This window comes from Acinetobacter sp. LT1, from assembly GCF_059800965.1.
The window spans coordinates 45382-64912 of sequence record NZ_JBBAXE010000004.1 but is presented as its reverse complement, the minus strand read 5'-3'; the positions used below and the strand labels follow the sequence as shown (position 1 = coordinate 64912).

The following is a 19531-nucleotide window of genomic DNA, read 5'->3' as shown; positions in this document are numbered from 1 at the left end:
CCAAATGCGCTATATCACATTTACAAAAAAAAACATAATATTTCAATATAAGGGACTAGCTTAAAAGTGTGAGTCAATTCAATTAAATTGAGGAACAAGGGAGACTATCATGAATATGAAATCAATCAAGTATAGGCTTAATCACTTGTTTGCTTTTGAAAACTTACCTTCTGATATGCATTCACAAGCAGTTGATGAAATTGAACAGGGTTTACGCTTTGAGGAACTAGCCGAGCAAGACCATGAACGTATGCAAAATTGGTTAGATGTAACTCCTAATGACCGAAATGCTATGTGGTGCTACCTACGAGCAGCTTTACGTGGTAGCTCTGATGCTTCTTTTAAACTTGGTATCGGTTATCTAAATGGTCAATTTGGATTAGATAAAAATTATCGTGAAGCTGAAAAATGGCTACAAAAAGCAGCAAGTCAGGGACATCCCGATGCTGAACGCTGCTTACAAGAAGCGTTTAGCAAGCTCGCTTTTTCTTAAAATAAAAAAACCAGCCCTTAGGCTGGTTTTTAAATTAACAGAGATTATCCGCTAATTTTTTTGTATTTAGTACGTTTTTGAACAGCGTCTTCACCTAAACGTGACTGACGATACGCTTCATATTCTGCATAGTTACCTGTGTAGAATTCTGGCTGTTCATTTTCAAATGACAAGATGTGTGTCGCGATACGGTCAAGGAACCAACGGTCATGCGATACCACCATTACTGTACCTGGGAACACAAGAATTGCATCCTCAAGCGCACGTAAAGTTTCAATATCCAAGTCGTTTGATGGCTCATCCAGTAAGATAACGTTTGCACCTTGCTGTAAAATTTTCGCAAGTTGTAAACGGTTACGCTCACCACCAGACAATTCGCCTACGCGTTTTTGCTGATCTTGACCTTTGAAGTTAAAGCGGCCGATATAAGCACGTGAAGCAATTTCATAATCGCCCACTTTCAAGATATCTAAACCACCAGATACTTCTTCCCAAACAGTTTTGTTATTGTCTAGAGTGTCGCGAATCTGACCCACGTAAGCCACTTTAACTGACTCACCTAAAGTCACAGTACCTGTATCAGGTTGCTGTTCGCCAGTCATCATACGGAATAAAGTCGTTTTACCCGCGCCGTTTGGACCAACGATACCCACAATTGCTGTTGGAGGTACAGTAAACGATAAGTTTTCGTACAATACGCGGCCGTCAAATGATTTGCTGATACCTTCCACTTCCACAACTTTATTACCCAAACGAGGGCCAGGTGGAATGTAGATTTCAGACGTTTCATTACGTTGCTGGAATTCTTTAGAGTTAAGCTCTTCAAAACGCTCCATACGTGCTTTGTTTTTCTTTTGCTGACCTTTCGCATTTGAACGAACCCATTCAAGTTCTTTTTTCAATGCTTTAGCAAAAGATTCTTCTTGTTTCTGCTCTTGTTCTAAACGAGCATTTTTTTGCTCTAACCAAGAAGAATAGTTACCTTGGTAAGGAATACCATGCCCACGGTCAAGCTCCAAGATCCACTCGGCAACGTTATCCAAGAAATAACGGTCATGCGTAATCGCAACGATTGTGCCAGGGAAATCTTTCAAGAAGCGCTCTAACCAAGAAACAGATTCTGCATCCAAATGGTTCGTCGGTTCGTCAAGAAGCAACATGTCTGGCTTTGAAAGTAATAAACGGCACAGTGCTACACGACGGCGTTCACCACCTGAAAGCTTAGTTACGTCTGCATCCCAAGCTGGAAGGTTCAACGCATCTGCCGCGATTTCAAGCTGGTTATTTAAGTTATGTGCATCCCAAGCATGGATAATTGATTCTAATTTTTCCTGCTCTTTTGCAAGTGCATCAAAATCAGCATCCGGGTCTGCATATTCTGCAAATACCTGATCAAGACGTTCTAAAGCATCTAAAGCTTCACGTACGCCATCTTCAACGTTACCACGAACGTCTTTAGTCGGATCAAGAGGTGGCTCTTGCTCTAAATAGCCGATTTTAATTCCAGGTTGTGCACGAGCTTCACCAGAGAAATCTTTATCTACGCCAGCCATAATACGAAGCAAGGTAGATTTACCTGCACCGTTCAAACCGAGTACACCAATTTTGGCACCCGGGAAAAATGATAAAGAGATGTCTTTTAAGATTTCGCGCTTTGGCGGAACCATCTTAGACACTCGGTTCATCGTATAAATATATTGGGCCACGCAGGACTCCTCAATTGAAAAACCAATACATCGCATAAGCGATAAATAATAGCGCGTATTATACGCTGAAAACCTCTATGACTTGAAGTTATGATTTCCATCGTACGGATTTATCAAACAATTTTCTTTTTCAATAAGTTGCAAAATGTTTATGGATAAGATTTGTACAGCGTTTCAGCGCCTATTTTTCTATCTTTATTCCTAAAATTAGAAAACAAACCAGAATTTCTGCAATTTTCTATTTAACTTTTAAGCTAGACTCGCTCAATATTTAACTCACGAAGATGAAGTAATAATGACTTATAAAGATGAAACCTTAGCAATTCATGCTGGCTACTCACCCGAAGCAACAACAAAAGCGGTTGCGGTTCCTATTTATCAAACCACTTCATATGCATTTGATAATACACAGCACGGTGCCGACCTTTTCGATTTAAAAGTTCAGGGCAATATTTATACTCGCATTATGAACCCGACCACTGCTGTGCTTGAGCAACGCCTTGCTGCTCTCGAAGGCGGAATTGGTGCTTTAGCCTTGGCTTCTGGAATGGCAGCGATTACCTATGCCGTCCAAACGATTACAGAAGCAGGAGACAACATTGCCTCCGTCTCAACTTTATATGGCGGAACTTATAATTTATTTGCCCACACCTTACCAAAACAAGGCATTGAAGTTCGCTTTTTTGATTATCAACAGCCTGAAAGCTTACGTAATTTAATTGATGATAAAACTAAACTTGTTTTTGTTGAGTCGATTGGTAACCCACTCGGAAATATTATCGATTTAGAAGCAATTTCAAAAATTGCACATGAATATGGCGTACCTGTCATCGTCGATAATACGGTTGCCACCCCTGCCTTATTAAAACCATTTCAATATGGTGCCGATATCGTCATCCATTCGCTTACTAAATATATTGGTGGTCATGGCAATAGCATTGGTGGTGCAATTATCGATAACGGTAAATTTCCTTGGGGTAAATATCCAGAGCGTTTTAAAGTTTTGAACACGCCAGACCCAAGTTATCATGGTGTGAATTATGTTGAGGCATTAGGCGAAGCTGCCTATATAGCACGAGCTCGCGTTGTACCATTGCGTAATACAGGCGCGGCTATTAGTCCACTGAGTGTTTTCTTGATTTTACAAGGTCTAGAAACTCTAAATCTCCGCATGGAGCGTCATACTGAAAATGCGCAAAAAATTGCAGAGTATTTACAGACCCACCCAAAAGTAAAATGGGTGAATTACGCAGGTTTAAAAGATCATCCGCAACACCAGCTTGCTCAAAAATATGTAAAAGGTAAACCTTCTGCAATTTTATCTTTCGGTGTACAAGATGGGCGTGAAGGCGGTACTCGATTCATCGATGCACTTCAGCTATTTACTCGTCTGGTGAATATTGGTGATGCGAAAAGTTTGGCTTGCCACCCTGCAACTACAACTCACCGTCAACTTAATGAACAAGAGCTTAAATCTGCTGGTGTAAGTGAAGATATGGTTCGTCTTTCTATTGGAATTGAGCATATTGATGACTTAATTGCCGATTTAGACCAAGCACTTTCAGCTGTATAAATTTTAAACCATTCAACAAGCCTCTGGAAATAGAGGCTTTTTTCATTTTTCTGTTCACTATATAACTAAAATAATTAATGGATTAAGATACTATTTTAGAGTTTTTACTCTAAATAAATTGTTAAATTTCATATATTTACAGACTAGACAATTTTTAAACATCTATTAAGATAAAGACAATATTTATGAGTTCATCTGGATGAATCTACGGTTGTAAAAAATAAAAATTACATACCGGAATAAATAGTCCCTGCCCCTACTTAGGTAAAATGCTGTGAATAAAAAATTAGAAGCTCTGTTCCAGGAAAAGGTACAAGATAAAGTCATTTTAGTGACAGGCGCCTCGAGTGGAATCGGATTAACGATTTCAAACAAACTTGCTGATGCTGGAGCCCATGTTTTACTGGTTGCCCGTACTCAAGAAACTTTGGAAGAAGTAAAAGCAGATATCGAAAAACGTGGCGGTAAGGCATCAATTTTCCCATGTGATCTCAACGATATGGAAATGATTGACCAAGTTTCTAAAGAAATTTTAGCAACTTTGGATCACATTGATATTTTAATTAATAACGCAGGTCGCTCTATTCGCCGTGCTGTACATGAGTCTTATGATCGTTTTCATGACTTTGAACGCACGATGCAATTAAATTATTTTGGCGCAGTTCGGCTAGTTCTCAATATCTTGCCGCATATGATTCAGCGTAAAGATGGACAAATCATTAACATTAGCTCGATTGGTGTGTTAGCAAACGCTACTCGCTTCTCTGCATATGTCGCCTCTAAAGCAGCGCTTGATGCATTTAGCCGCTGTCTATCGGCCGAAGTTCATGCACACAAAATCGCAATTACTTCAATTTATATGCCATTGGTTCGTACCCCAATGATTGCACCAACTAAAATTTATAAATATGTCCCAACCCTTTCACCTGAGCAGGCTGCTGACTTAATTGCTTATGCAATTGTGAAACGCCCGAAACGTATGGCAACCAACTTAGGTCGCTTAGCTTCAATGACTTATTCTGTAGCACCAGGCATCAATAATATGTTTATGTCGATTGGTTTCCGTTTATTCCCAAGTTCAGATGCAGCGAAGGGACAAAAAACTGAGAAATTAAACTGGGCACAAAAAGCTTATGCACGTATTTTCCCTGGTGAACACTGGTAATTTTGAGTTAAACGCATAACGAATAAAAAGCGCCTTAACTAAGGCGCTTTTTTTAACTAAAGGACTGATCAATCAAGAAACTGAACGTGCCCTGTTTTTACATCATAAATTGCACCCACAACTACGATCTCACCTCGATCAACCATATCTTTAAGCACACTGCTGTTATTAATAATGTACTGGATATTGTAATGAACGTTCATTGCTGTCACTTGGCTAATAAAAGCATTACCTAATTCACGTGGTTGCATAATGTCATATACGCTATCAACCGAATGCATTAATGGTCCAAGCACATATTGAATGTGTGGCATTTCCTTCACATCAGACACTTGCTTTTGCTCTAAACGCAATTGACATGCACTTGTTACCGCACCGCAATCGGTATGTCCTAAAACAACGATGACTTTAGAACCTTTGGCCTGACATGCAAACTCAAGTGAACCCAATACTTTTTGCCCAGCAATATTACCTGCAATTCGTAAGCTAAACAGATCACCAATACCCACATCAAAAATCATTTCGGTAGGGGCACGTGAGTCCATACACCCAAGGACTGCTGCAATCGGATGTTGCCCTTCATCTGCAGTCACACGAATTTGTCGGTAAATATCTCGTTGTAGACGTTCATTTTTTACAAAACGTTCGTTCCCTTCTTTAAGTAGGTTAACGACCTGTTGTGGACTCAGCTTTTGTTGCAAATCATGTGTACTAATATCAATATCAAGTACCGCATCATCAACATCTTGATAGTGCTGCTTAAACCCGACCAGTTTAAGATTTACTTGGCGTTTAATAGCCGTTTCACTTTGATAATCTTGAATAACTTGATAGATATCAGGATCGATCGAATCACATTGAGTTGCATCAATAATGAGTTGTTGATGTTTATGTACGTGTTCTAATGCCGAAATAAGCGCAGAACGATTAAGAAAGGTGACTTGAGAAGGAAGCTCAATACGAGTCACTACGCCATGCAAACGCTTCTCTCTATAAACACGAATACCTTTATTAAAATTGCCATAAAGAATAAAAGCACTACTGGTGAACAGACCAATTAAAATTCCCATTAAAAGATCGGTCAGCAAAATTGCAACTAAGGTAATAATAAAAGGTAAAAACTGTTTCCAACCTTTTTGATAAAGCTGTTTAAATAGTTTTGGATGAGTAAGCTTAAAGCCTGTGACAATAAGGATCGCGGCCAATGCAGACAAAGGAATCATGTTCATCAATGGCACAAAGAACAAAACCGCCAACAGCAACAATATCCCATGAATAATGGTAGAGCATTTACTACGCGCACCTGTATTCGCATTCACCGAACTTCGCACAATCACGGAAGTGACGGGCATACCACCTATTAAGCCCGAAACGATATTCCCTGTGCCTTGTGCCCAAAGTTCACGGTTCGGCGGAGAAGAACGTTTTTGAGGATCGATTTTATCTGCTGCCTCTAAATTCAATAACGTTTCTAAAGATGCAACGACAGCCAGAGTAATTGCCCCTGTGTAAATCATAGGCTCAGCTAAATAGCTAAAATCAGGGAAAATTAATACTTCTTCGGGAGCTTTTAATATATTCGGCAATTGAATGAGGTTATCAATTTGCACTGCCCATGCAGAACCCATACTCACCAAAATAAAATTTAAAACTGCTGCTAGTACAACCGCAATCAAAGCAGAAGGTAAAGCTAGTTTTTTAAGTGGACTGCTATCCCACGCTAAAATTAAAAATAAACTGAGTAAGCCAATAAGCGCTGCGCCTCCATCAAAACGTTGAAGGAATGCATCAGGTGTTGAAGTCCAAACTTGTTTCCATGAAAAATCAGAAAGTCCGAACAGATAAGGCAATTGCGTGGCAATCAGGATCACGCCAATAGCAGCTAATAACCCTAAAATGACATTATTTGGAATAAAGTTCGCAAAAAAACCTAACTTAAATAATCCAAATAGAATTTGTAGAACACCGGCAAAAATAATACATAATAAAAAGGCGGCATAATTGCCGCCTAATTGTTCTAACTGTACAAGGATGACAGCAGTCAGCCCTGCCGCTGGGCCTGCAACGCTAATGTGAGAACCACTTAGTAAACCCACAATAATGCCGCCCACAATACCTGCAATAATACCAGAGATGATGGGAGCACCTGAGGCTAAAGCAATACCCAAACACAGCGGTAATGCCACGAGGAATACGACAACTCCGGACAAGAGGTCTTTTAAATGAAATCTATTTTTCAGGTTTAAAACCGACATAAAACAACCATTTATAATATAAAGAAATAAGCAAAGTTGTACTATTACAGCCTGAAAGTGAGTAAATGCTTCAAGGCTGGGTTGATGATGTCTAACAACTGAATATCATTAAAGTTTAGTTATGTTATAACGTTGTGTATTTAATTGTGTATTTAACAACGATTTGTTGATCTTAAGATTCACCTCATCTTTACAACTGTTTTTTTCTTATTTTGCTTTTATATAATTATTTAAAACATAATATTTAACCCATAAAAAGGCCTCCAATTGGAGGCCTTTTTTAAACTAAAAATTCTTATTTAGAACCTTTAATTCCTGCTTGTAATAACAATGCACCTAAACCACCAATCTTTTGTTCTTGTGGCTTGTCTTGCTTGCTACGCTGAGGACGTTCAGCTTGATCTTTACGCGGTTGAGGACGTTTACCTTGAGGCTTACGCTCAAAACGCTGTTCTGTATTTTGTTCACGGCGTGTTGGGCGCTGCGCTTTTACAGGTGCAGAACCTTCAGCACGCATACTTAAGTTCACGCGGTTACGTTCAACATCAACCTGCATAACACGCACTTGTACGATCTGACCTGGTTTTACAACTTTATGCGGATCAGAAACGAACTCATTCGCTAACTCAGAAATATGAACTAAACCATCTTGATGTACACCAATATCAACGAAAGCACCAAAGTTTGTGACATTAGTGATCACACCCTCAAGTTGCATACCTTCAGTTAATTGGCCCACTTCAGTAATATCTTCGCGGAATTTAGCAGTACGGAACTCTGGACGCGGGTCACGACCCGGTTTTTCAAGTTCAGCTAATACATCTTGTACTGTTGGCAAACCAAATTTGTCATCAACAAATTCATCAGCTTTTACTTGGCGAATGATTTCGGTATTACCAATGATGTCTTTCACAGTTGTCGCTTTTGCTGCAACAATTTTCTCAACAAGACCATAACTCTCAGGGTGAACAGCAGAAGCATCTAAAGGTTCAGAACCATTTTGGATACGTAAGAAACCAGCCGCTTGTTCAAAAGTACGCTCGCCTAAACGTGGTACACTTTTTAAAGCTTGACGGTTATCAAAACGACCATGCTCTTTACGGTATTCAACAATTTGCTGAGCAATCGCTTTGTTTAAACCCGCAATGTAAGCCAAGATTGCTGGTGACGCCGTATTTACATCAACACCAACAGCATTCACACAGTCTTCGACTACAGCGTCAAGCGTTTTAGCCAAACCAGTTTGGTTTACATCGTGTTGATATTGACCTACACCAATTGATTTCGGATCAATCTTAACAAGTTCAGCAAGTGGATCTTGTAAACGGCGAGCAATCGACACTGCACCACGAATTGAAACATCAAGCTCTGGAAGTTCTGCAGCAGCAAGCTCACTTGCAGAGTAAACAGATGCACCCGCTTCACTTACAGTCACGCGTGTTAATTTGAGGTCTGTATTAGCAGCCATCATTTCAGCCACTACAGCTTCTGTTTCACGGCTAGCTGTACCATTACCAATAGCAATGAGCTCTACATTATATTCACAGCATAGACGCGCAAGTTCAGCAATAGAACCTTCTTTATCTTCTTTAGGCGCGAATGGATAAATCGTGCTATGAGCAAGTACATCACCTGCATCGCTTACTACTGCAAGTTTCACACCAGTACGAATACCAGGATCAACACCTAAAGTAGTTCGACCACCTGCTGGCGCTGATAATAATAAATGACGAAGATTTTCAGCGAATACCTGCATTGCTTCTGCTTCGGCAGTAAGTCGTTTCTCTGTTAGCAATGAATGCTCGATTTGAGGACGAACTTTACCCAACCAGAATAATTTTGCAGTTTGTTTTAAGAAATCTTGACGTGCTTGAGGTTGAATTTGCTCAAGGTTGTATTCAGTTTCAATACGCGCTAATGGTGCATCATCTTCACCATCAACTTTTAAACCTAAGACATTTTCTTGACGACCACGTAACATCGCCAATAGACGGTGTGAAGGTAATTTGTTTAAACCTTCAGAAAACTCAAAGTAATCGCGGAATTTTTTACCGACTTCTTTCTTTTCTTCAGAAGCAACTGTACTTTTTAAAACCGCAGTTTTCGCAAAAGTTGCTTTTAATTCTGTAGTAAGCGCAATATTTTGTGCCCAGTCATCAATCAGAATATGCTGGATCGCATCTAACTGACTTTCAACATCTGGATAGTCTTCATGACTAAAACCAGCCAATGCTTCTGTCGGGTCAACTTGTTCTGCAATAATTTTTTCAGCAATCGGTCCTAAACCTGCTTCTTTTGCTTTAAAAGACTTACTTGTACGCTTAGGACGATACGGTGCATAAATTTCTTCTAAAGCATTTTTTGTTTCGGCTGCATTCACCCGCGCCAACAAGTCATCATTCAATTTATTCTGTTCTTGCAATGACTGAATGACCTTTTCACGGCGCTCATATAAATCACGTAAATACGCTAAACGAGTATCTAATTGGCGTAACTGCGTATCATCTAAACCTTGTGTTACTTCTTTACGGTAACGGGCAATGAATGGAACACTGGCACCTTCGTCAATTAAGCGGATGGCAGCTTCTACTTGGTTTGGACGTACGGCAAGCTCACTTGCCAACTGCTGAACTAAGTCAGTCATCGTGTTTGATCCCACAAGGATAAAGTTTAAAAGCACTGATTATAAAGACCAAGCCCATAAAATCCACACTTGTTTGCGTATTCAAAACGTTTTTTTGTATTGACTCTGAATATTTATACTTTTTACGACTACTAGAGCACGTAAAAACAGTGGTTTAAGTATGAAAAAGTTAAGACTGAACCCTACCTTTTAATCTTTATAAAATATAAACGTATGACTTATGTCATGAACATGACAAAAAATTAATATAATTTATGAGAAATTGATCATATTGATACATAGCCCAAAAGACAAAAATATTAAGGTTGAGCACTACTTTATTCTTCTAATTTCTTATCTACTCAGTTTTTTATCTTAATTCAGCAATCAAAAGTTTATTATATTTATTTCAAATAACTGATTTGAAACAATTAGTTATTACTATTGAATTATTATAAATTTATTGAAAATTTAACTATTTGTCGTTTTAGGGCGGTCTTTGCTAAATTATGGGCTTAAGATGTTGTTTTTTGGTTTCAAACCACCTTGAAAATTGTAATTTTGAGCAAATTGATACATAGTCTAAACAAGAACATCGGCATTATACTGAGGGCTTGTTGGCAATAAGCCTATCCGACCCAATAATATATAAATTATGACTTTAAAAGGGAGTACATCATGAGTTTAGTTGTACCTGCTGAACATCCTGAAACCGTACACAACGAAACGGATCGTGTCGAACGTATTTTAGTGGTCGATGACGATGTGCGTTTACGTACCCTCTTGCAACGTTTTTTGGAAGATAAAGGCTTTGTTGTAAAAACTGCCCACGATGCTTCGCAAATGGACCGTTTATTACAACGTGAGTTATTTTCACTTATCGTACTCGACTTTATGTTACCGGTTGAAGATGGTTTAAGTATTTGCCGTCGTTTACGCCAATCAAATATTGATACGCCAATCATCATGTTAACAGCACGTGGTAGCGATTCAGACCGTATTGCCGGTCTTGAAGCTGGTGCAGATGACTACTTGCCAAAACCATTTAACCCAAATGAGCTTTTAGCACGTATCCGTGCAGTACTACGTCGCCAAGTTCGTGAAGTTCCGGGTGCACCAAGCCAACAAGTTGAAGTGGTTAGCTTTGGCCCATGGTCTTTAGACTTGTCTACCCGCACACTGACACGCGAAGGACAAATCGTTACCCTAACAACTGGCGAATTTGCTGTATTAAAAGCATTAGTACAACACCCACGTGAACCATTAACACGCGATAAATTGATGAACTTAGCGCGTGGCCGTGAATGGGGTGCAATGGAACGTTCAATTGACGTTCAAGTTTCTCGTTTACGTCGTTTAATTGAAGATAACCCTGCACGTGCACGTTACATCCAAACTGTATGGGGTGTCGGCTATGTATTCGTTCCAGATGGTGCTGAATAAGCTTGAGATAAGATAGAGTGAGTTTAGAACCAATCGCCCCACAGAACTTTACCGATTACGTGACCTACTCAGAGCGTAAACGGACTCGATGGGAACGTTTTCTCGACAAAATAAAGCCACGTTCTGCTGCCATGCGTACCACTATTCTGGTACTGCTGGTGGTGTTCTTTAGCTTATTTATGTCGTTATGGTTCTTTTGGCGCACTCTTTATTTACCTGAAATTCAACAACACGCCCGTTACCTTGCGGTTGAGCTTGAGCTCGTCAACAATCCTGATATACGAATTTTTCATCGTGAAAATGAAGTAGATATTGATGCGTGGTTGCGTAATCGAGTCGGTATTGAATACGTTACCAACCCCAAAGAATATCCAAGTGTCCGAGAAAAGGTCATTGCCGAGTTTTTTACCAATCATGTCGAAAAAAAGCTGGCAAATGAGATTGGGACTAAAGACGTTACCGTTTACTTTCAGTTTAAACCGAGCCCACGCATTTGGATTCAAACTCCTGAAATGCATGGCAACTGGGTTCGCGAGCCTTTAAAAACCTATGCCAACTACAGTCCTGAGCTTTTAGTGGGTTGGGTCGTGGGTGTTCCATTACTGTCGGCTATCATTATTTTAATTTTGGTTCGACAGATGAACCGCCCTCTGCGTCGTTTGCAGAATGCTGCCAACGAATACAGTAAATCTGGAACAGCGCCGTACCTTGATACCAACCACGGCCCCCTAGAAATTCGTCAAGTAAACCAAGCCTTTAATCGTATGGTCTACACACTCGATCAGACTGAGCGTGAACGACGTATTATGTTGGCAGGTATTTCACATGATCTACGCACTCCTCTTACACGCATACGTTTAACAGCAGAGATGCTGCCTGATGAGTTTTTGCGTGAAGGTTTGGTTTATGACGTAGATGATATGGATGCAATTCTTAATCAGTTCATTTCGTACATGCGCGATGGCTCAGATGAGGAGTTGAAAGACACCAATATCAACATGCTTTTGCAAGAACTTGTTGTACAATTTAAACCTCTCGATATTCAATTCGAGATGCAGGATGTACCTATTATTCCGGCACGTAGTCTTTCTTTAAAAAGATTGATTGCCAACTTGATTAATAATGCAAAACGCTATGGTGCTGAACCGATAGAGCTCAGTGCAAAAGTTGAAAATGAATCTATTTTAATTACCGTTGCTGATCATGGTGAAGGCATTCCGGCAGATCAAATTGAAGAGTTAATGCAACCTTTTGTTCGCGGAGACTCAGCAAGAACCATTCAAGGTAGTGGTCTTGGGCTGGCTATTGTTAAACGTATTGTCGATATTCATCATGGTGAGATTCAAATTCATAATCGTGAACAAGGTGGTTTAGAAGTTATTATTTCTTTACCAATCCCAAAACCGAGTACCGAAGAAAATACCACGACGAATCCTTTGGAAAAAATAAAACAAACATTAAGTGAGCGCTTTTAATTTGATCAATCAGCAATTAAAAGCCTTGTTTTAATGATAAATAAAAGCAATAAAAATCAATTAAATAAAAACCATAAATATAATTTATACCGTCATTTATTTACAAAATTAGACCTTAGCCTAACACCTATGCACTTTTCAATTTTTCATAGCTAAAATCCCGTATGTTTTGACAATATTGAGGATGTCCAATGTCTTTAAGTCGTATTCGCCTAGCTTCTCTTCATGACAAGGTCATCAGTGCTGAACAAGCTGCGCAATTCATCGAAAATGGAATGACCGTTGGTATGAGTGGTTTTACTCGTGCCGGTGAAGCTAAAGCTGTTCCACAAGCACTTGTAGAGCATGCAAAGAAAAATCCGTTAAAAATCACGTTAATTACGGGTGCTAGCTTAGGTAATGACTTAGACAAACAACTCACGGAAGCAGGTGTTTTATCTCGTCGTATGCCATTTCAGGTAGACAACACTTTACGTCGTGCGATTAACAACGGCGAAGTTATGTTTATTGATCAACATTTATCAGAAACTGTTGAGCAAATGCGTAACCAGCAACTTAAACGTCCAGACGTTGCGGTGATTGAAGCAATTGCGATTACTGAAGATGGCGGCATTATTCCAACAACTTCTGTGGGTAACTCTGCAAGCTTTGCTATTTTTGCCGAAAAAGTTATTGTTGAAATCAACACCTCTCTAAGCGAAAGCTTTGAAGGTTTGCACGACATCTATATTCCGACTTACCGTCCAACACGTACGCCAATTCCATTAACAAAAGTGGATGAGCGTATTGGTACAACCGCAATCCAAATCGATCCTGCAAAAATTGTAGGTATTGTATTTAACGATACACATGACTCACCATCAACAGTAACTCCTCCAGATGATGAGACTCAAGGCATTGCAAACCATCTAATTGCTTTCTTTAATAAAGAAGTTGCAGAAGGTCGTTTACCGAAAAACCTTGGTCCATTACAAGCAGGGATTGGCTCTATTGCCAACGCTGTACTAACAGGTTTAAAAGATTCTGATTTTGAAGACCTCATCATGTACTCAGAAGTACTACAAGACTGTACTTTTGAACTCATTGATGCAGGCAAAATGAAATTTGCTTCTGGTAGCTCAATTACCCTTTCTGCAAAATGTGGTGAAAAAGTTTTTGGCAATATCGAAGCTTACAAAGACAAATTAGTGCTTCGTCCACAAGAAATTTCTAACCATCCTGAATTGGTTCGTCGTTTAGGGATTATCGGTATTAACACTGCGCTTGAGTTTGATATTTACGGTAACGTGAACTCAACTCACGTGTGTGGTACTAAAATGATGAACGGTATTGGTGGTTCAGGTGACTTCGCTCGTAACGCTCACTTGGCGATCTTTGTAACCAAATCAATTGCTAAAGGCGGTGATATCTCTTCTATCGTGCCAATGGTAAGCCACGTTGATCACAGTGAACACGACGTTGATATTTTAGTGACAGAGCAAGGTTTAGCAGACTTACGCGGTTTAGCGCCTCGTGAACGCGCTCGCGCTATTATCGATAATTGTGTACACCCACTTTATCGTGATGCATTAAATGACTACTTTGACCGTGCATGCGCTAAAGGTGGACATACTCCTCACTTACTTCGTGAAGCGTTGTCTTGGCATGCAAACTTCGAAGAAACAGGTCAAATGCTTCAAGCAGCACCAGTTGCAAAATCAGCTTAAATCACTGGTTTAATTCAAGCACTCTTTCGGGAGTGCTTTTTTATTTGTTTAAATTATTAATAAAACACTGCTCAAGCCCGAATTTTTATTTTATCTTTTCAGCACATCAAAACAAAAAGTAGAAATCCATATGTTTATTATTCGTCAATTTACAAATGCAGATCTGGATGATGTCGTTATTTTATGGGAAAGCTGTGGTCTGACTCGTCCTTGGAATAATCCTGAAACCGATATTTTCAGGAAAGTCTCGCAACAGGATGATTTGTTTTTAGTTGCTATTAAAGATGAGCAACTGATTGGTACGCTTATGGGCGGCTACGACGGCCATAGAGGCTGGATTAACTATCTGGCTGTTCACCCCCACCAACAACGCTTAGGAATCGCTACAGCGCTCGTTCAGCAGCTTGAGAAGCGCCTCATTGCTCGCGGCTGCCCAAAACTTCAATTATTAGTCCGTAAAGACAATTTGAATGTGTTGAACTTTTACGAACAGCTTGGCTATGACGAGGTAGAAGCCGTATGCTTAGGAAAACGACTTATTCGTGATAGTTCTCATGATTAGAGACAAGTTTTCAGTTGAGCCATTTTTAGAAAGTTAAGGCAATATTGGGGATAACCCTCTTTGCTTGTGGATAAAATGAGATTTATACACAGGTAAGGTCTTAATATTTTTATTAAATAAACAGGCATGAAAAAAGCCCCATACATTATGTATGGGGCTTTTTCGAATATGGTGGCGAGACCCAGGATCGAACTGGGGACACACGGATTTTCAATCCGTTGCTCTACCTACTGAGCTATCACGCCGATGGCCTGTATTAAGCCGTATCTCAGAACAATAGTCAACAATTATCCTGAGTTTCTGATTTAAATGAGTATTTTTTATACTTAAAAAAAATCCCTGATGGGATCAGGGATTGAAAACACAAATAATGGTGGCGAGACCCAGGATCGAACTGGGGACACACGGATTTTCAATCCGTTGCTCTACCTACTGAGCTATCACGCCGAAGTGGGCGTATTAAACAATGTTTATAAGAAGACGTCAAGCAACTTCCGTTTTTTTTGTAACAAGTGATTATTTTTAAATCACAATCACAAAATAATAGAAGCTTTTAGTGATGTAGTTTACCAATGTGAGCCAAACAGCGATGAATCGCGCCACAGCCTGGTTCAAAAGTTTTAACACCTTTTGACTCTTCTATACGGCAAGCTTCTTCGACTAAGCGCTCAGCTACCCCACGACCACGGTTCGCAGGGTGCACAACAATATATTCAAGAACCTTGCTTTCGCCTTGTCCTGAAGACCAAATTGCACCTATAATTTTGGTGTTAAATTCGGCAGTGTATAGCGTGGTATACTGTTGTAAATCTTGTTCAAGTTGTTCAATCGCATCGTGCCCGTCACCAAACTCCGGACTTGTATCATACAGTCGCTCAAGCTGATCGCGGATCTCTGAATTATCTAGAGAACTATAAGCATGTACGGTAATAGGCATTGATTAACCCTCCTGAGCAAACTATGATGCTGTCACGAATTCGTCACAGCGAAATTGTCGTTAACATCCAATCATTTTTGACGTTTTTTGAGGAACGTGTCCATGACGCAACGTATCAGTGAAGTGGTTAGAAATACCAATGAAACCAAAATTCGAGTTCGTTTAAATCTCGACGGTACTGGTCAAGGCACACTAAACACTGGAGTTCCATTTTTAGACCATATGATTGATCAAATCAAGCGACATGGCTTATTTGATATCGATATTCATTGTGATGGAGACCTCGAGATTGATGATCACCACACCGTAGAAGACTGTGGTATCACGCTTGGACAAGCTTTTGCACAAGCTTTGGGCGATAAAAAAGGTTTAAAACGCTATGGTCATTTTTATGCACCATTAGACGAAGCTTTATCTCGCGTTGTTGTCGATTTATCTGGTCGTCCGGGTTTATTCATGGATATTCCATTTACTCGTGCGCGCATCGGTACATTTGATGTCGATTTATTTTCTGAGTTTTTCCAAGGCTTCGTAAACCATGCGCTTATGACCTTACACATCGATAATTTGAAAGGTAAAAATAGCCACCATCAAATTGAAAGTGTGTTCAAAGCACTTGCTCGTGCTTTACGTATGGCATGTGAAGTTGATCCACGTGCAGAAAATACGATTGCATCGACAAAAGGTAGCCTCTAATGACACGTATCGCGTTACTTGATTATGGCATGGGCAATCTACACTCAGCGGCTAAAGCACTTGAGCACGTGGGCGCTACAGTCGATGTGACCAATGATCCAAAGTTAATTGCACAAGCCGACAAAATTGTTTTTCCAGGTGTTGGTGCAATGCGTGACTGTATGCAGGGTATGCGTGAAGCAGGTATTGATGAAGTCGTACGTAAAGCTGCTTTTAATAAACCTGTTCTTGCGATTTGCGTAGGTATGCAAGCATTGCTACAAAGTTCTGAAGAAAATGGCGGTGTAGATGCATTAGGTATTTTTGATGGCGTAGTAAAACATTTCCCTCAAATGGAAGGTTTAAAAGTACCGCACATGGGCTGGAACCAAGTTCACCAAATGGACTCAAACCATCCAATGTGGAACAACATCGAACAAGATGCTCGCTTCTACTTTGTACATAGTTACTATGTCGAACCAAAAGATGAAAGCGTTGTGGCTGCGACTTGTGAGTATGGTGTGAACTTCTGCACAGCCATCCACAAAGATAATTTATTCGCGACTCAATTCCACCCAGAGAAAAGTCATACTGCTGGTTTGCAGTTACTTAAAAACTTTGTGGAATGGAATATTTAATCTGATTTAAAACTGAAAAAGATCAGGTCGAGATGGCCTGATCTTTTTTTTATTTACAATAATAACTAATCATTTATAGAATGATGTTTTATTCAACAAAATATTGAATATTTATACTTCTAAATAAAACCAAATGATCAGGAAAACAAAATGAATTCACCTTTTGAAAATCAGCCACTTCAACAAGATTCCCCCTTTAAAGCTAGTGGTCGTTTTGGGCGACTCTCTTATGCTGCTTGGACATTCTTATTTTCATTCGTCATCGGTATCGCCGTTGTCATCATCGCTTTTACTTTTGGGTTTACATCTAGTCAGGAACTAACCGGTCTTTCTACGGCAGGCATGATTGTTATCGCCATTCTCTATATTGTTTGCCTCTATGTAAGCTTTGTATTTACCATCCGCCGCTTGCACGACCGCAATAATACAGGATGGCTATCATTACTGATGCTGATCCCTGCCGTAAACCTCATTTTTATGATCTATCTCTTTGCGGCAAAAGGTACAGAAGGCAATAATGATTATGGCCCACAGCGCCCTACTCCTGGTTGGGAACGCGTTTTAGGCTGGATTTATATTGTCCTAATTCCACTTGCTTTGGTTTTTGCTGTCGTTGCCACAATCATGTCTCCGACCTATGAAGGCTATGTCGAGAAAAGTGAAAGTGTGGTCATTGGTACACCTTCTCAGTCTCAGTAATTTTTAAAGACATTCATAAAGCCTAGTCCTCTAGGCTTTATTCATATATAAAGTGAATAGCCCAATTCATTTGTACGCTGTTAAATATGTCCGAAGCCGTTGCCCTCCTTGATAAAGCCTCTATTCAGCAGCTTCCTCCTTTTAAAAATCTTAACCACCATAATATTGTGGTGATTGAAAATATTGAGCAATGCAAAAGTATTGAAGAAGAATTAAAAAACGCTGCAATTTTGGGATTTGATTCTGAATCTAAACCTACATTTAAAGTGGGTGAAATCTCAACTGGTCCACACTTGATTCAACTTGCTACAGCACAAAAAGCCTATTTATTTCATGTCAATTCATCGACTTTAAAATTCTTGCAGCCCATTTTATCTAACCAGAAGCAAATTAAAGTCGGTTTTGGCCTTAAAAATGATAAGCACATTTTTCATAAAAAAGGTATAGAGCTAGAAAGTGGTGTGGACCTTGCCAAAGGGTTTAGTCACTTTGGTTTTAAACAGCAAATGGGCTTACAAAAAGCGGTAGCACTGTTATTTGGACAATATCTCGCAAAGTCGAAAAAAGTCGGAACTTCAAACTGGGCACGAAAGCCACTTACATCTCAGCAAATAAATTATGCCGCCGCTGATGCTTATGCTGCATTACTCGTATTTGAAGAGCTCAGAAACCAAAAACTATTACCCGCTCACATTTCACAAACTATTCAAACCGCACTTCAAGCGTAAAGTAATAAAAGTCTTTTCTAAGGCTTAGCGATTGATCAATACTTTGCTAAGATGTGCACAATTTCATAATCATGATGAAGCAAGGAGCGGAAGCATGCTAATCATTCCAGCAATTGACCTGAAAGATGGTAAATGTGTGCGTTTAAAACAAGGGCGTATGGAAGACGATACCGTTTTCTCTGACGATCCGGTTGCAACTGCCCAGCATTGGGTAAATGAAGGTGCGCGCCGTTTGCATTTGGTTGATTTGAATGGTGCTTTCGCAGGTACGCCTATTCATAAGCCTGTTGTTGAAGCGATTGCTAAAGCTCAGCCAGAATTACCAATTCAAATTGGTGGTGGTATTCGCTCATTAGAAACCATTGAACACTATTTAGAAGCTGGCGTGACGTTTGTCATTATCGGTACTAAAGCCGTTCAAGAGCCTGAATTTGTAGAAGAAGCTTGTAAACGTTTCGCAGGCCACATCATTGTTGGTATTGATGCCATGAATGGTATGGTTGCAACTGACGGCTGGGCAAACGTTACTGATGTGAAAGCAACTGATTTAGCGAAACGCTTTGCTGATGCAGGCGTGTCTAGCATTGTTTATACAGACATTGCTCGTGACGGCATGATGCAAGGTGTAAACGTTGAGCAAACTGTAAACTTGGCTCAATACTCAGGCTTACCAGTAATTGCTTCTGGTGGTGTAACCAACCTTGATGACGTTCGTAACTTAAAAGGTCAACCGGGTATTTTAGGTGCGATTACAGGCCGCGCAATTTATGAAGGTACTTTAAACCTTCGTGAAGCTCAGCTTTTGTTAGATGAAAACCGTCTTTAATTTTTAAGATGTAAAAAAGAGCCGCTT

Annotated in this window: 17 protein-coding genes and 2 tRNA genes; 13 read left to right on the top strand and 6 right to left on the bottom strand. The window is 39.8% G+C overall.

Translation table 11 applies throughout. The annotated features are described in order from the left end of the window. Nucleotides 1–109 precede the first annotated feature (109 nt). A complete protein-coding gene (locus tag WBW42_RS04865) occupies nucleotides 110–493 on the top strand; it encodes a tetratricopeptide repeat protein (protein WP_002116715.1) in 384 nt (127 codons plus the stop codon). Nucleotides 494–537: 44 nt separating this feature from the next. Here WBW42_RS04865 and ettA read toward each other — a convergent pair whose 3' ends face one another. Beyond that, complete coding sequence (gene ettA, locus WBW42_RS04860) at nucleotides 538–2199, bottom strand: energy-dependent translational throttle protein EttA (protein WP_005067029.1); 1662 nt, start codon at nucleotides 2197–2199, stop codon at nucleotides 538–540. Nucleotides 2200–2494: 295 nt separating this feature from the next. Between ettA and WBW42_RS04855 the strand changes: the two genes are divergently transcribed. Together WBW42_RS04855 and WBW42_RS04850 are read left to right on the top strand one after the other, a co-directional pair. Next, on the top strand, nucleotides 2495–3772 hold the full coding sequence (locus WBW42_RS04855; RefSeq protein ID WP_032057227.1) for an O-acetylhomoserine aminocarboxypropyltransferase/cysteine synthase family protein: 1278 nt from the start codon (nucleotides 2495–2497) through the stop codon (nucleotides 3770–3772). Between the two features lie 274 nt (nucleotides 3773–4046). Next, a complete protein-coding gene (locus tag WBW42_RS04850) occupies nucleotides 4047–4937 on the top strand; it encodes an SDR family NAD(P)-dependent oxidoreductase (RefSeq protein ID WP_032057226.1) in 891 nt (296 codons plus the stop codon). Nucleotides 4938–5005: 68 nt separating this feature from the next. Here WBW42_RS04850 and WBW42_RS04845 read toward each other — a convergent pair whose 3' ends face one another. Then, entirely contained in the window at nucleotides 5006–7192 is a 2187-nt protein-coding gene (locus tag WBW42_RS04845) for a SulP family inorganic anion transporter (protein ID WP_032057225.1), read from the bottom strand. Between the two features lie 295 nt (nucleotides 7193–7487). Then, nucleotides 7488–9836, bottom strand: a complete 2349-nt coding sequence (locus WBW42_RS04840) for a Tex family protein (RefSeq protein WP_032057223.1) — start codon at nucleotides 9834–9836, stop codon at nucleotides 7488–7490. A gap of 657 nt (nucleotides 9837–10493) precedes the next feature. On the opposite strand from WBW42_RS04840, the gene ompR reads away from it, so the two are divergent. The 5 genes from ompR (at nucleotide 10494) to WBW42_RS04815 (ending at nucleotide 15001) form a co-directional block, all read left to right on the top strand. Next, entirely contained in the window at nucleotides 10494–11258 is a 765-nt protein-coding gene (ompR, locus tag WBW42_RS04835) for an osmolarity response regulator transcription factor OmpR (RefSeq protein WP_000060753.1), read from the top strand. Between the two features lie 17 nt (nucleotides 11259–11275). After that, nucleotides 11276–12733, top strand: coding sequence for an ATP-binding protein (locus WBW42_RS04830; protein ID WP_002117035.1), 1458 nt, complete (start codon nucleotides 11276–11278; stop codon nucleotides 12731–12733). 33 nt (nucleotides 12734–12766) lie between these two features. Next, nucleotides 12767–12889, top strand: coding sequence for a hypothetical protein (locus tag WBW42_RS04825; protein ID WP_078210314.1), 123 nt, complete (start codon nucleotides 12767–12769; stop codon nucleotides 12887–12889). Nucleotides 12890–12924: 35 nt separating this feature from the next. Beyond that, nucleotides 12925–14439 (top strand): succinyl-CoA:acetate CoA-transferase ScpC, encoded by a 1515-nt coding sequence (scpC, locus tag WBW42_RS04820; RefSeq protein ID WP_002116671.1) that lies wholly within the window; start codon nucleotides 12925–12927, stop codon nucleotides 14437–14439. Nucleotides 14440–14569: 130 nt separating this feature from the next. Continuing rightward, nucleotides 14570–15001 carry a GNAT family acetyltransferase gene (locus WBW42_RS04815; RefSeq protein ID WP_002116887.1) on the top strand — a complete coding sequence of 144 codons (432 nt, stop codon included), beginning with the start codon at nucleotides 14570–14572 and terminating at the stop codon, nucleotides 14999–15001. A gap of 169 nt (nucleotides 15002–15170) precedes the next feature. Here the strand turns inward: WBW42_RS04815 and WBW42_RS04810 are convergent. The 3 genes from WBW42_RS04810 to WBW42_RS04800 all read right to left on the bottom strand — a co-directional run bounded on the left by WBW42_RS04810 (nucleotide 15171) and on the right by WBW42_RS04800 (nucleotide 15938). Then, nucleotides 15171–15246, bottom strand: a tRNA-Phe gene (locus tag WBW42_RS04810). A 126-nt stretch (nucleotides 15247–15372) separates the two neighbouring features. Next, nucleotides 15373–15448 (bottom strand) — tRNA-Phe (locus tag WBW42_RS04805). A gap of 106 nt (nucleotides 15449–15554) precedes the next feature. After that, nucleotides 15555–15938, bottom strand: a complete 384-nt coding sequence (locus WBW42_RS04800) for a GNAT family N-acetyltransferase (RefSeq protein WP_002116928.1) — start codon at nucleotides 15936–15938, stop codon at nucleotides 15555–15557. Nucleotides 15939–16040: 102 nt separating this feature from the next. Between WBW42_RS04800 and hisB the strand changes: the two genes are divergently transcribed. The 5 genes from hisB to hisA all read left to right on the top strand — a co-directional run bounded on the left by hisB (nucleotide 16041) and on the right by hisA (nucleotide 19504). Beyond that, nucleotides 16041–16634 (top strand): imidazoleglycerol-phosphate dehydratase HisB, encoded by a 594-nt coding sequence (gene hisB / locus WBW42_RS04795; protein ID WP_002116767.1) that lies wholly within the window; start codon nucleotides 16041–16043, stop codon nucleotides 16632–16634. Continuing rightward, nucleotides 16634–17251 (top strand): imidazole glycerol phosphate synthase subunit HisH, encoded by a 618-nt coding sequence (gene hisH, locus WBW42_RS04790; protein WP_032057222.1) that lies wholly within the window; start codon nucleotides 16634–16636, stop codon nucleotides 17249–17251. The genes hisB and hisH overlap by 1 nt, the downstream gene beginning before the upstream one ends. Before the next feature lie 150 nt (nucleotides 17252–17401). After that, complete coding sequence (locus WBW42_RS04785) at nucleotides 17402–17950, top strand: DUF805 domain-containing protein (RefSeq protein WP_032057221.1); 549 nt, start codon at nucleotides 17402–17404, stop codon at nucleotides 17948–17950. Between the two features lie 86 nt (nucleotides 17951–18036). Continuing rightward, the gene (locus WBW42_RS04780; protein WP_032057219.1) at nucleotides 18037–18678 is read left to right on the top strand and encodes a 3'-5' exonuclease; all 642 of its coding nucleotides are present in this window, start codon (nucleotides 18037–18039) and stop codon (nucleotides 18676–18678) included. Nucleotides 18679–18772: 94 nt separating this feature from the next. Then, complete coding sequence (gene hisA, locus WBW42_RS04775; RefSeq protein WP_000905538.1) at nucleotides 18773–19504, top strand: 1-(5-phosphoribosyl)-5-[(5-phosphoribosylamino)methylideneamino]imidazole-4-carboxamide isomerase; 732 nt, start codon at nucleotides 18773–18775, stop codon at nucleotides 19502–19504. The last annotated feature ends 27 nt before the right edge of the window (nucleotides 19505–19531 follow it).